The organism is Streptomyces sp. Xyl84, assembly GCF_059731885.1.
The window spans coordinates 1,253,707-1,266,676 of the sequence record NZ_AP029182.1 but is presented as its reverse complement, the minus strand read 5'-3'; the positions used below and the strand labels follow the sequence as shown (position 1 = coordinate 1,266,676).

The 12,970-nt window shown below is 72.2% G+C and carries 9 protein-coding genes; 8 read left to right on the top strand and 1 reads right to left on the bottom strand.

Annotated elements, in window-relative coordinates:
- Nucleotides 1–196 precede the first annotated feature (196 nt).
- From AC6I72_RS05460 to AC6I72_RS05445, 4 genes are all read left to right on the top strand, one after another.
- A complete protein-coding gene (locus AC6I72_RS05460) occupies nucleotides 197–3,079 on the top strand; it encodes a bifunctional glycosyltransferase/CDP-glycerol:glycerophosphate glycerophosphotransferase (RefSeq protein ID WP_497999728.1) in 2,883 nt (960 codons plus the stop codon).
- A complete protein-coding gene (locus AC6I72_RS05455; protein ID WP_497999727.1) occupies nucleotides 3,076–4,209 on the top strand; it encodes a glycosyltransferase in 1,134 nt (377 codons plus the stop codon). Before AC6I72_RS05460 ends, AC6I72_RS05455 begins: the two co-directional genes overlap by 4 nt.
- 98 nt (nucleotides 4,210–4,307) lie before the next feature.
- Entirely contained in the window at nucleotides 4,308–5,738 is a 1,431-nt protein-coding gene (gene gad / locus AC6I72_RS05450; protein WP_497999726.1) for a glutamate decarboxylase, read from the top strand.
- Between the two features lie 15 nt (nucleotides 5,739–5,753).
- Entirely contained in the window at nucleotides 5,754–6,623 is an 870-nt protein-coding gene (locus tag AC6I72_RS05445) for a class II glutamine amidotransferase (protein WP_497999725.1), read from the top strand.
- Between the two features lie 96 nt (nucleotides 6,624–6,719).
- Here the strand turns inward: AC6I72_RS05445 and AC6I72_RS05440 are convergent, their stop codons facing one another.
- Complete coding sequence (locus AC6I72_RS05440; RefSeq protein ID WP_497999724.1) at nucleotides 6,720–7,754, bottom strand: C40 family peptidase; 1,035 nt, start codon at nucleotides 7,752–7,754, stop codon at nucleotides 6,720–6,722.
- Nucleotides 7,755–7,899: 145 nt separating this feature from the next.
- On the opposite strand from AC6I72_RS05440, the gene AC6I72_RS05435 reads away from it, so the two are divergent.
- The 4 genes from AC6I72_RS05435 to AC6I72_RS05420 are packed head-to-tail and all read left to right on the top strand — an operon-like array spanning nucleotide 7,900 to nucleotide 12,927.
- Nucleotides 7,900–8,733, top strand: a complete 834-nt coding sequence (locus AC6I72_RS05435; protein ID WP_497999723.1) for a M55 family metallopeptidase — start codon at nucleotides 7,900–7,902, stop codon at nucleotides 8,731–8,733.
- On the top strand, nucleotides 8,726–10,030 hold the full coding sequence (locus tag AC6I72_RS05430; RefSeq protein WP_497999722.1) for a M20/M25/M40 family metallo-hydrolase: 1,305 nt from the start codon (nucleotides 8,726–8,728) through the stop codon (nucleotides 10,028–10,030). Before AC6I72_RS05435 ends, AC6I72_RS05430 begins: the two co-directional genes overlap by 8 nt.
- 21 nt (nucleotides 10,031–10,051) lie before the next feature.
- On the top strand, nucleotides 10,052–12,007 hold the full coding sequence (locus tag AC6I72_RS05425; protein WP_497999721.1) for an LpqB family beta-propeller domain-containing protein: 1,956 nt from the start codon (nucleotides 10,052–10,054) through the stop codon (nucleotides 12,005–12,007).
- On the top strand, nucleotides 12,004–12,927 hold the full coding sequence (locus AC6I72_RS05420) for a S66 peptidase family protein (RefSeq protein WP_497999720.1): 924 nt from the start codon (nucleotides 12,004–12,006) through the stop codon (nucleotides 12,925–12,927). The genes AC6I72_RS05425 and AC6I72_RS05420 overlap by 4 nt, the downstream gene beginning before the upstream one ends.
- Nucleotides 12,928–12,970: the final 43 nt, after the last annotated feature.

The following is a 12,970-nucleotide window of genomic DNA, read 5'->3' as shown; positions in this document are numbered from 1 at the left end:
TCCTGTCCGGTGAACCGGGCGTTCCGGGCCCGCGAACTGCCGGCCACCGCCGCCCCGCCCCAGCTCAGCGTGTCAGGGGGGCGGCGTATTGTCGCATTGACGTAGTTTGCAGAAGGGGTGGGGCGCAGGGGTGGTCCCTACAGCCTGTAGGGTGACGTTCACCCCCACCGCATCCCCCACCGTACAGAGACGAGAGGTGGCCGTGTCGAGCGTCGCGCCCGAACCGGACGTCAGCGTTGTCGTCATCGTCTACAACGACGAAGAGCGTCTTCCGGCGGCCGTCGGTTCCGTTCTGGAGCAAACTCTGCGCAACGTCGAGGTCGTCATCGCCGACGACTGCTCGACGGACGGCTCCTACGGGGTCGCGCAGGCGCTCGCCGCGGCCCACCCGGGCAAGGTCCGCGCGATCCGGCTCGCGGAGAACAGCGGCGGCTGCGGAGAGCCCCGCAACGAGGGCGTCAAGGTCGCCCGCGGCCGCTACGTGATGTTCCTGGACAGCGACGACACGCTGGAGCGCAACGCGTGCCGCAACATGGTCGAGGCCGCCGACCGCACCGGCGCCGACCTCGTCTCCGGCCTCTGCGTGCGCGTGTACACGGACAACCGGCACGGCAAGCGGGTCGCCTGGTACCCGTGGCTGTACCGCAGCACCCGCACCCTGGACTCCGTCGCCGAGCTGCCGGACCTGTTCGTCTTCGACACGCTGTCGACCAACAAGTGCTACCGGCGCGACTTCCTCCTCGGCAACGACCTCGTCTTCCCGCGCGGCATCCACTACGAGGACCTGCTCTTCTCCGCCCAGGCCTACCTGGCCGCGCGGCGCATCACCCTCATCCCGAACACGGTCTACCACTGGAACGTCGTGGAGAAGACCGAGGCCAAGTCGATCAGCAACCGCCGCGGCGAGATCAGGAACTTCGCCGACCGGGTCGAGATCCACCGCCGTATCGACGCCCTCCTGGGGCGCCAGGGCCAGGACAGGCTGAAGCTGTGGAAGGACATCAAGTTCCTCAAGCACGACCTCGTGCTCTACCTGCGGGAACTGCCCTTCCTCGACGACGACTACCGGCACGGCTTCGCCGAGCTGGCCCGCGGGTACGTCCAGGACTTCCCCGAGGCCGCCTACGCCGAGCTGGACCGCGTCCACGCCATCTGCGCCCAGCTGCTGCTGCGCGAGGACTGGGCGGACCTGATGCCGGCCATCGACACCCTGATCAACCGGCAGAAGATCGCCACCCCGCTGGTCGAGCGAGACGGCCGGATCTACTGGACCGACCGCTACCTCGACGACCCGGACATGCGCTCCGTCCTGGACGTCACCAGCCTCGGCTACCACGCCAAACGGCTGAACCAGATGTTCCTGCGCAACCAGCTCACCGAATACGCCGTGGACGGCGGCGACGTACGGCTCGCGGGCGCGATCGTCAACCCGCTGCGCACCGTCGCCCCCGGTGCGAAGCTCACCGCCGAGCTGGAGTTCCGGGCCCGGCGGCGCAGCCTGCAGACCTTCCGGTTCCCGGTCGCCGCCGTCACCCACGAGGGCGACACGATCGCCTGGCGGGCCGAGGTGCCCCTGACCCGGCGCCTGCGCCCGCTCGGCATCATCGACGACGTCTGGGACGTCCGGCTGCACCTGACCGCGGACGGCGCGCGGACCACCAGCCGCCTCACCGTCGGCACCGTCGACCTGGAGCACGCCGAGGCCCTCCCGGTCCGGCCGCGCCTGACGAGGCTGATGGCCGACCGCATCGAGGCCCAGGTGTCCGCCAAGGGCCACCTCGCCTTCCGGCTCGCCCAGCACGGCCAGGCCGCCCGCAGGGGCCGCGCCGCCGTCCAGCGCAACCTGCACGGCCGCCCCGCGCGCGCCGCCAAGGGCGCCTACCGCAAGCTGCGCGCCGTGCGCCGCGACCTGAACTCCGGCACCCGCAAGCTCCAGGTCTACGACCGCATGCTGAGCAAGCTCCCCGTCCGCAAGGGCACCGTCGTCTTCGAGAGCCACCTCGGCAAGCAGTACAGCGACAGCCCCCGCGCGATCTACGAGGAGCTGCGCCGCCGCGGCGTGCCCATCACCGCCGTCTGGTCCTACGCCGGCGACCGGCCCAAGGGCTTCCCCGAGGACGCGGAGCTGGTGCGCCGCTGGTCGTGGCGGTACCTGAAGGCGCTCGCCCAGGCCGAGTACTGGATCGACAACCAGGGCTACCCGCTGCGCCTGGCCAAGCGCCCCGAGACGACGTACATCCAGACCTGGCACGGCTCCGCGCTCAAGCGGATGGGCTTCGACGAGCCCACCCACCGGATGCAGTCCGAGCAGGAGCAGCGCTCCTACCAGCAGGCCCTGGACCGGTTCGACCACTTCGTGGTCCGCGGCGAGCACGACGTGCGCACCCTCGCCCGCGCCTACCGCATCCCCGAGCACAAACTGCTGCGCACCGGCTACCCGCGCAACGACGCCCTCGTGCGGGCACGCGAGTCGGACGCACCCGACCCGCAGGCACGGCGGCTGGCCGAACGCCTGGGCATCGACCCCGGCAAGCGGGTGCTGCTGTACGCGCCGACGTTCCGCGCCCACCCCGACGGCCGGGTACGGGACTTCGCGTTCCCCTTCGACGTCGAGGAGTACGCCGACCGCTTCGGCGACGACCACGTCCTGCTGGTGCGCGCGCACTACCTCAACCGGCTCACCCTGCCCCCCTCGGTGGCCGGACGCGTCATCGACGTCAGCGCGGAACCGGACATCACCCCGCTGATGCTGCTCGCCGACGCCCTGATCACCGACTACTCCTCGGTGATGTTCGACTACGCGCTGCTCCAGCGCCCCATCGTGTTCTACGTCCACGACTGGGAGGAGTACGCCGAGGACACCCGCGGCACCTACTTCGACCTGCTCGCCGAGGCGCCCGGCCCCGTGCCGCGCACCCCGGAGGACCTCTTCGCCGCGCTCGGCGACCTGACCGCCGTGCACACGACGTACGAGGCCCGGCTGAAGGAGTTCGTGGACAAGTACGGCGAGTACGACCGCGGGGACGCCGCGGCGCAGATCGTGGACCGTTTCTTCGGCCCCGCGGGAGAGGCCCGATGACCCAGCGCGACATCTTCTTCGTGGCCAACGAGGTCAACGAACTCGGCGGCGTGGGCCGCTGGCAGGCCCAGCTCGCCAGGCTGCTGGCCGAGCGCGGCCACCGGGTCACCATCGCCGGTGTCGCACCGGCGGGCCACCCGATGGACCTCGGCGAGAACCCCCCGTTCCGCACGGTCACGCTGTACGCCCGCCGGCCCCCGGGCCGCCCCCGGCCGCGCCGCCTGCTCGGCTCCGCCGACCCCGCCCTGCGCCGCCACGACGCCCACATGCGTGCCGCCGCCGGACGGCTCACGGCCCTGTTCCGCGCCGCCTCGCCCGGTGCGGTGATCATCGTCACCCAGGTCTGGGCGATGGAGTGGGTGGCCCTCGCGGACACCGCCGGGCACACCGTCATCGGCATGACCCACGAGTCCTTCGAGACGGCCCGCAAGTCGTCCCGCTTCGCCCGGGTCAAGAAGTACTACGCGGACGTCGACCGGCTCCTCGCCCTCACCCAGGAGGACGCCGACCGCTGGGTCGGCGAGGGCATGAACAACCTCGGCTTCATGCCGAACCCGCTGCCCATCGAGCCCGGCACCCCCTCCCCGCGCACCGAGAAGGTCGTCGCGAGCATCGGCCGGCTCTCCCACGAGAAGGGCGTCGACCTGCTGCTGGACGCCTGGGCGGAGGCCGCCCCGCAGCAGCCCGGCTGGACCCTGCGGATCTACGGCAGGGGGGAGTCCGAGGCGGAGCTGCGCCGGCAGTGCGCCGAGCTGGGCATCGAGGACTCGGTGGACTTCGCCGGGCAGACCGACGACGTGCCCGGGGCGCTGCGCGCCTCCTCCGTCTTCGTCCAGTCCTCCCGCGGCGAGGGCTTCCCGCTGGTGCTGCTGGAGGCGATGGCGAGCGGGGTGCCGTGCGTCGCGTTCGACTGCGCGCCCGGCGTCCGGGAGATCGTCACCCACGACGAGGACGGACTGCTCGCCCGGCCCGGCAACACCACCGAACTCGCCCGCCACCTCGTCCGGTTGATGTCCGACGAACACCTGCGGGACGCGATGGGGGAACAGGCGCTGCGCAGTGTGCGGCGCTTCGACCCCGCCACCATCACCCGCCGCTGGGAGGAGCTGTTCGACTTCCTGGAGCGGTGACACGAGGATCCACCCGGCGTTTCCGGGTACCGGTACGCCGACGACAGGCCGGGAACCGGCCGAGGACAGGCTGACGACAGGCCGAGGACGGAGCGCGCATGACGGTGAGGCACCCCCGTGACGACCGCGGCAGGAGCCGGGACCTGATGGTCAACCCGGTCTTCAGCCGGGAACCGCTGAAGGTTCCGCGGTACGCGATGCCGTCGGGGGAGATGGAACCGGACACGGCCTACCAGATCGTCCACGACGAGCTGATGCTCGACGGCAACGCCCGGCAGAACCTCGCCACCTTCGTCTCCACCTGGGCCGAGCCGGAGGCCCGGCGGCTGATGGACGAGTGCGCCGAGAAGAACATGATCGACAAGGACGAGTACCCGCAGACCGCGGAACTCGAGACCCGGTGCGTCCACATGCTCGCCCGCCTCTGGCACGCCGAGGATCCCCGGCACGCGGTGGGCTGCTCCACCACCGGGTCCAGCGAGGCCGCGATGCTGGGCGGGCTCGCGCTCAAGCGCCGCTGGCAGCACCGGCGGCGCGCGCAGGGCAAGCCGGCCGACCGGCCCAACCTGGTCATGGGCATCAACGTCCAGATCTGCTGGGAGAAGTTCGCCGACTACTTCGAGGTCGAGCCGCGCTACGTGCCGATGGAGGGGGACCGCTACCACCTGACCCCCGAGAAGGCCGTCGAACTGTGCGACGAGAACACCATCGGGGTCGTCGCCGTCCTCGGCTCCACCTTCGACGGCAGCTACGAGCCCGTCGCCGGCATCGTCGCCGCCCTGGACGACCTCCAGGCCCGCACCGGAGTGGACATCCCCGTCCACGTCGACGGCGCGTCCGGCGCGATGATCGCCCCCTTCCTCGACCCGGACCTCCCGTGGGACTTCCGGCTGCCGCGGGTCGCCTCCATCAACACCTCCGGCCACAAGTACGGCCTGGTCATGCCGGGTGTCGGCTGGGCCCTGTGGCGGGACAAGGACGCCCTCCCCGACGACCTCGTCTTCCACGTCAACTACCTCGGCGGCGACATGCCGACCTTCGCGCTGAACTTCTCCCGGCCCGGCGCGCAGGTCGTCGCCCAGTACTACAACTTCCTGCGCCTCGGCTTCGACGGCTACCGGCGGGTCCAGCAGACCTGCCGGGACGTCGCCACCCGGCTCGCCGCCGAGATCGCCGGACTCGGGCCGTTCGAGCTGATCACCGACGGCAGCGACATCCCCGTCTTCGCCTTCCGGATGCGGGACGGCATCGACCACTACAGCGTCTTCGACGTCTCCGCGGCCCTGCGCGAGAGCGGCTGGCTGGTGCCCGCGTACACCTTCCCGAAGAACCGCACCGACCTGGCGGCCCTGCGGATCGTGGTCCGCAACGGCTTCAGCCACGACCTCGCCGACCTGCTCCTGGCCGACCTGCGCCGCGTCCTGCCCCGCCTGGACAAGCAGCACGAGCCGCACCGCAGCGCCGACGACGCAGGCGGATTCGCCCACGGCGCGGAGACCAAGAACCCGCGCACCCCGGGCCGCCACTGACCGAGGAGGTACCCGATGTGCCGTCTGTTCGGCCTCAGCAGTGCCCCGCAACGCAGCCACGCCACCTTCTGGCTCCTGGACGCGCCCGACAGCCTCAGCCGGCAGAGCCGCCACGACCCCGACGGCACGGGCCTCGGCTACTTCGCCCCGGACGGCACCCCGCACGTGGACAAGGCCCCGATCGCCGCGTACGAGGACCGCGCCTTCGCCGAAGAGGCCCGGGAGGTCGAGTCCACCACCTTCCTCGCGCACGTCCGCTACGCCTCCACGGGCAGCCTGGACACCCGCAACACCCATCCCTTCGAGCAGGAGGGACGGCTGTTCGCGCACAACGGGGTCATCGAGGACCTCGGCCGGCTCGACCGGCACCTGGGGCAGGACCGGGCGCTGGTCCGCGGCGACACCGACTCCGAGCGGTTCTTCGCCCTCATCACCCGGGAGATCCGCGACCACGGCGGTGACATCACCGCCGGCATCGGACACGCCGCCCGCTGGGTCGCCGCGCACCTGCCCGTCTACGCCCTCAACCTCGTCCTCATCACCCCGGGCGGTCTGTGGGCGCTGCGCTACCCGGACACCCACGAGCTGTACGTGCTGCGACGTCCCGCGGGGGGACCGCACGGCGGCCGCCATCTCGACCACAGCGGCAGCCGGGGACGCATGCGGGTCCACTCGCAGAACCTGGCAGGGAAGCCCGCCGTGGTGGTGGCGAGCGAACGCATGGACGAGAACCCCGAGTGGCGTCTCATGGAGCCGGGGGAACTCCTCCACGTGGGCCCGGACCTGAGCACCACCAGCAGCACCGCCCTGCCCCACGCCCCCGCCCACCGGCTCACCCTGGCCGATCTGCGCCCCGACGCCGCCGCGTCCCAGACGGTCGCCTGACCGCCGCGGCGAAGCACTGACGCTACGCCAGATACCTGATTCTGACGTAGCGTCAGACGGCTGGCGCATGCGCCGGTGAGTCCCCCTGACGCCGCCTCAGACGCGGACGCCGAACTGGTAGGGCATGTTGCCCATCGACTCGTAGCGCACGAAAGCTCCGCTGTGCGGGGCGTGCAGGACCATGCCCTTGCCGGCGTAGAGGCCGACGTGGTGCAGGTCGCCGTAGAAGAAGACCAGGTCGCCCACCTGGAGCTGGCTCTGCGAGTAGATGCGCTGGCCGATGTTGGCCTGTGCCTCGGAGGTGCGCGGTATGGAGACGTTGGCCTGCGCGTACGCCCAGGAGGTCAGGCCCGAGCAGTCGAAGGTGGACGGGCCGTTGTGGCCGTAGTCGTACGGGCTGCCGATCTTGCTCTGGGCGGCGGCGAAGGCGGCGCCCGCGTGGCCGCTGCCCGGGGTGATCTTGCCCATGGAGACCCGCTCGGTGCCCCGGGTGGCGCGGGTCTGCTCGGCGGCGGCGAGCTGCTGCTTCTCCTTGGCGGTGAGCGTGTTGAGCAACTGCCGTGCCTCGGCGAGCTTGCCCTGGACCTCCTTCTTCTTGCTGCCCAGTTCGGTGCGGGTGGCGGCGAGGTCCTTGAGCTTGGCGGTGGCCTCGGCCCGCTGCTGGGCGAGCCGGCGCTGCTTGTCCTGGATCTTCTTCAGCGCGTCGGCCTGCTGGCCGCTGACCTGGTCGAGGGTGGCGGCCCGGTCCAGGTAGTCGTCCGGGTGGGAGGAGAGGAAGAGCTGGAGGGACGGGTCGATGCCGCCGGAGCGGTACTGGCCGGCCGCCATCGAACCGAGGCCGTCGCGCAGCTTGTTCAGCTCCTGCTGACCGCGGGCGACGTTGTCCTGGATGGTGGAGATCTCCTTCTGGAGCCTCTGCTGCTTCTCCTTGGCCCCGTTGTACTTCTCGGTGGCCTGCTCCGCCTGCTCGTAGAGCTTGTCGACCTTGGACTTGACCTCGTCCTTGCTCGGCTTCTCACTCGGAGCCGCGTTGGCCGCCTGCGCGCTGATCGCGACGGCGGCGGCGGCCGCGGTGGTCAGCACGGTCACGCGCGTGCGGCTGGGCTTTTTGGGTCGACGGTGAGACGCCACGGAAGCAAGCTCCTTCTTATGGGTGAACTCCCGTTCGGGAGTTCGAGTTTAAACCTAGTGACCTTGGTCCGGTGGCGCCATCACTGCGGACAACTCGGCGTGAGGCAGTTCCGGGGCGCCTCGCCTACGCGTAACGTGGCGCCCCATGAAGATCCTCATCAGCGCCGACATGGAAGGCGCCACCGGTGTGACCTGGCCCGCCGACGTGCTGCCGGGGACACCGCAGTGGGAGCGGTGCCGGTCGATGTTCACCTCGGACGTCAACGCGGCCGTGCTCGGGTTCTTCGACGGAGGCGCGGACGAGGTCCTCGTCAACGAGGCGCACTGGACCATGCGCAACCTGCTGCTGGAGGAGCTGGACGAGCGGGCGCAGATGCTCACCGGGCGCCACAAGTCACTGTCCATGGTGGAGGGCGTGCAGCACGGCGACGTCGACGGCATCGCCTTCGTCGGCTACCACGCCGGCGCCGGGACGGAGGGCGTCCTCGCGCACACCTACCTCGCCAACTCCATCACCGGCGTGTGGGTGAACGACGTACGGGCCAGTGAGGGGCTGCTCAACGCGCACGTCGTCGCCGAGTACGGGGTGCCCGTGGTTCTCGTCACCGGCGACGACGTGGCCTGTGAGGACGCGCTGGGCTACGCGCCCGAGGCGCTGAAGGTCGCGGTCAAGGACCATGTGTCGCGGTACGCGGCGGTGTGCCGGACGCCGGCCCGTACCGCCGCCGACATCCGCGCGGCCGCGGCGAAGGCCGCGTCCCTGGCGGTGCGGGGCGAGCCCGTGCAGGGCGGCCCGTTCACCGTCGCGGTGGAGTTCGACGCCGAGCACCTGGCCATGGCCGCCACCGTGGTCCCCGGCGTGGCGCGCGCCGGTGAGCGCAAGGTCGTCTACACCAGCGCCACGATGTACGAGGGAATCCGCACCTTCAAGGCGGTCACCACGATCGCCTCGGCCGCCATCGAGGAGCAGTATGGCTGACGCGCAGGCACTGGACGAGGTCGTCCGGTTCACCTCCGAGCTGATCCGGATCGACACCACCAACCGGGGCGGCGGCGACTGCCGGGAGCGTCCGGCCGCCGAGTACGCCGCCGAGCAGCTGGCCGGAGCGGGGCTGGAACCGGTGCTGCTGGAGCGCACACCGGGCCGGACCAACGTCGTCGCCCGGGTCGAGGGCACCGACCCCTCGGCGCCCGCACTGCTCGTCCACGGTCATCTGGACGTGGTGCCTGCGCAGGCCGCCGACTGGAGCGTGCACCCCTTCTCCGGGGAGGTCCGCGACGGTGTGGTGTGGGGCCGGGGCGCGGTCGACATGAAGAACATGGACGCGATGATCCTCTCGGTGATCCGCTCCTGGGCCCGGCAGGGCCTGCGGCCGCGCCGGGACCTCGTGGTGGCGTTCACCGCCGACGAGGAGGCCAGCGCCGAGGACGGCTCGGGCTTCCTGGCCGACGAGCACCCCGAGCTGTTCGAGGGCTGCACCGAGGGCATCAGCGAGTCCGGGGCGTACACCTTCCACGACGGCGCCGGCCGGCAGATCTACCCGATCGCCGCCGGGGAACGCGGCACCGCCTGGCTGAAGCTGACCGCGCGCGGCCGGGCGGGGCACGGCTCCCGCGTCAACAAGGAGAACGCGGTGACCCGGCTCGCCGCGGCTCTCGCCCGGATCGGCGCCCACCAGTGGCCCCTGCGGCTCACCCCGACCGTCCGCGCCGCGCTCGACGAACTCGCCGCCCTGTACGGCCTGGAGGCCGACCCGCACACCGTGGATGCGCTGCTCGACAAGCTCGGCCCCGCCGCCCGGCTGGTGGAGGCGACGCTGCGCAACAGCGCCAACCCGACCATGCTGGACGCCGGTTACAAGGTGAACGTCATCCCGGGCGAGGCCGTCGCCCACGTCGACGGACGGTACCTGCCCGGCGGCGAGGAGGAGTTCCGCGCGACCCTGGACCTGCTGACCGGCCCGGACGTGGACTGGGAGTTCCACCACCGCGAGGTGGCGATCCAGGCGCCGGTCGACTCGCCGACGTTCGCCGCGATGCGGGCCGCCGTCGAGGAGTTCGCGCCCGAGGGACACGTCGTGCCGTACTGCATGGCGGGCGGCACCGACGCCAAGCAGTTCTCGCGGCTCGGCATCACCGGCTACGGCTTCTCGCCGCTGAAGCTGCCCGAGGGCTTCGACTACGACGCCCTGTTCCACGGAGTCGACGAACGCGTCCCCGTCGATGCGCTGCACTTCGGTGTCCGCGTGCTCGACCGCTTCCTGCGGACGTCCTGAGCGAGTTGGGAGAAGGAAACAGTGCAGACCCTGCCGTACGGTTCCTGGCCCTCGCCGATCGACGCGGCCCTGGCCGCCGCGCACGACGGCAAGCCGGAGTTCGTGGACTTCGTCGGCGACGAGGTGTGGTGGACCGAGCCCAGGCCCGCCGAGGGCGGCCGCCGGGCACTCGTGCGGCGGCGCGCCGACGGTGGCGAGGAGTCCGTGCTGCCGCCGCCGTGGAACGTGCGCAGCAGGGTCATCGAGTACGGCGGCCGCCCCTGGGCCGGGACGGTCGCGGACGGCGCGGTGCTCGTTGTCTTCGTGCACTTCGCCGACCAGCGGCTCTACCGCTGGCAGCCCGGCGCGGGCGAGCCGGTGCCGCTCACCCCCCTGTCGTCGGTGGGCGGCGGACTGCGCTGGGCGGAACCGCAGGTGCGGGCGGAACGCGGTGAAGTCTGGTGCGTGATGGAGGAGTTCACCGGCGAGGGCCCCACCGACGTCCGGCGCGTGCCCGTCGCCGTACCGCTGGACGGCTCGGCGGCCGGGGACCGCGGCGCGGTGCGTGAACTGACCGCGGAGCGCCACCGGTTCGTGACCGGACCGAGGCTGTCGCCCGACGGACGGCGGGCCGCGTGGCTGGCCTGGGACCACCCCAGGATGCCCTGGGACGGTACGGAACTCGTGGTGGCCGAGGTGGACGGGGACGGCCGCCTCACCGCGCCCCGCACCCTCGCCGGCGGCCCGGAGGAGTCCGTGGCCCAGGCGGAGTGGGCGGCCGACGGCTCCCTGCTGTACGCGAGCGACCGCGGCGGCTGGTGGAACCTCTACCGCGACGGGCACCCGCTGTGCCCGCGCGAGGAGGAGTTCGGCGGGCCGCTGTGGAAGCTCGGGCAGCGCTGGTTCGCCCCGCTGGAGACCGGTCTCGTGGCCGTCGTGCACGGTCGCGGCGCCACCGCCCTCGGCATACTCGACCCGGAGACGGGCGAGGTCGTCGACGCGGCGGGCCCCTGGGGGGAGTTCGACGCCACGCTCGCGGTGCACGGCGAACGCGTCGTCGCCGTCGGCGCCGGACCGCGCGGCTCCCACGAGGTCGTCGAGCTGGACACCCGCACCGGCCGGGCCCGGGTGATCGGCGCCGCCCACCGCGACCCGGTCGACCCCGCCTACTACCCACGACCGCGGGTGCGCACCTTCACCGGCCCGGGTGGCCGTGACGTGCACGCGCACATCTACCCGCCGCACCACCCGGAGTGCGCCGCGCCCGCCGGTGAGCTGCCCCCGTACGTCGTGTGGGCGCACGGCGGCCCCACCAGCCGGTCCCCGCTCGTCCTCGACCTGGAGATCGCCTACTTCACCTCGCGCGGCATCGGCGTCGCCGAGGTGAACTACGGCGGCTCGACGGGGTACGGCCGTGAGTACCGCGAGCGGCTGCGCGAGCAGTGGGGCGTCGTCGACGTCGAGGACTGCGCGGCCGTCGCGCTCGCCCTCGCCGACGAGGGCACCGCGGACCGCGACCGGCTGGCGATCCGCGGCGGCAGCGCGGGCGGCTGGACCACCGCGGCCTCCCTGGCCGGCACCGACGTCTACGCCTGCGGCACGATCCTCTACCCGGTCCTCGACCTGACGGGGTGGGGCTCGGGGGAGACCCACGACTTCGAGTCGCAGTACCTGGAGAGCCTGGTCGGCCCGCTCGCCGAGGTGCCCGAGCGGTACGCGCAGCGCTCGCCCGCCGAGCACGCCGACCGGATCACGGCGCCGTTCCTGCTGCTCCAGGGGCTGGACGACGTGATCTGCCCGCCGGTGCAGTGCGAGCGGTTCCTGGCCCGGCTGAAGGGGCGCGACGTGCCGCACGCCTACCTCACCTTCGAGGGCGAGGGGCACGGATTCCGCCGCGCCGCCACCATGGTCCGCGCCCTGGAGGCCGAACTCTCCCTGTACGCCCAGGTGTTCGGACTCGATCCGGCCGGTCTGCCGGTGCTGGAGCTGGGCACGTGAAGGAGCTCGTGCGTCCCGCCCGGCTCGCCCCCGGCGCCCGCGTCGCCGTCGTCGCCCCCAGCGGTCCCGTCCCGGAGGAACGCCTGCAGGCCGGTCTCGACGTGCTGCGCGGCTGGGACCTGGACCCCGTGGTGGCGCCCCATGTGCTGGACCGGCACCCTGAGTTCACCTATCTGGCGGGCGCCGACGCCGACCGGGCCGCCGACCTGCAGCAGGCGTGGTGCGACCCGTCGGTGGACGCGGTGCTGTGTGCCCGGGGCGGCTACGGCGTGCAGCGGATGGCCGACCTGCTCGACTGGGAGGCGATGCGCGCGGCGGGGCCCAAGGTGTTCGTCGGCTTCAGCGACATCACCGCGCTGCACGAGGCCTTCGCCGTGCGGCTGGGCCTGGTCACCCTGCACGGTCCGATGGCGGCCGGTGCCGACTTCATCAAGAACGCCCGGGCGCAGGAACACCTCAAGGCGACCCTGTTCGCCCCGGAGACGGTCCGCGTGATCTCCTCCGGTGGCACGGCCCTGGTCCCCGGGCGGGCCAGGGGGGTGACGCTCGGCGGCTGCCTCGCCCTGCTCGCCGCCGACCTCGGCACCCCGCACGCGCGGCCCTCGGCGGGCGGCGGCCTGCTGTGCCTGGAGGACGTGGGCGAGGAGACGTACCGCCTGGACCGCTACCTGACCCAACTGCTGCGCGCCGGCTGGCTGGAGGGCGTCGCCGGGGTGCTGCTGGGCTCGTGGGAGGAGTGCGGCGCCCCCGGCCGGGTGCGGGCGCTGCTGGCGGACCGGCTCGGCCCGCTCGGCGTGCCCGTCGCCGAGGACTTCGGGTTCGGACACTGCGCGGGCGCCTCGACGATCCCCTTCGGGGTCACCGCCGAACTCGATGCCCGGGCGGGGACGCTGACGCTGGACAGGCCCGCCCTACGCTGAGGCGCGGGCCCCGCCCGCCGTTCACCGAATCTCCGTCAAGAAA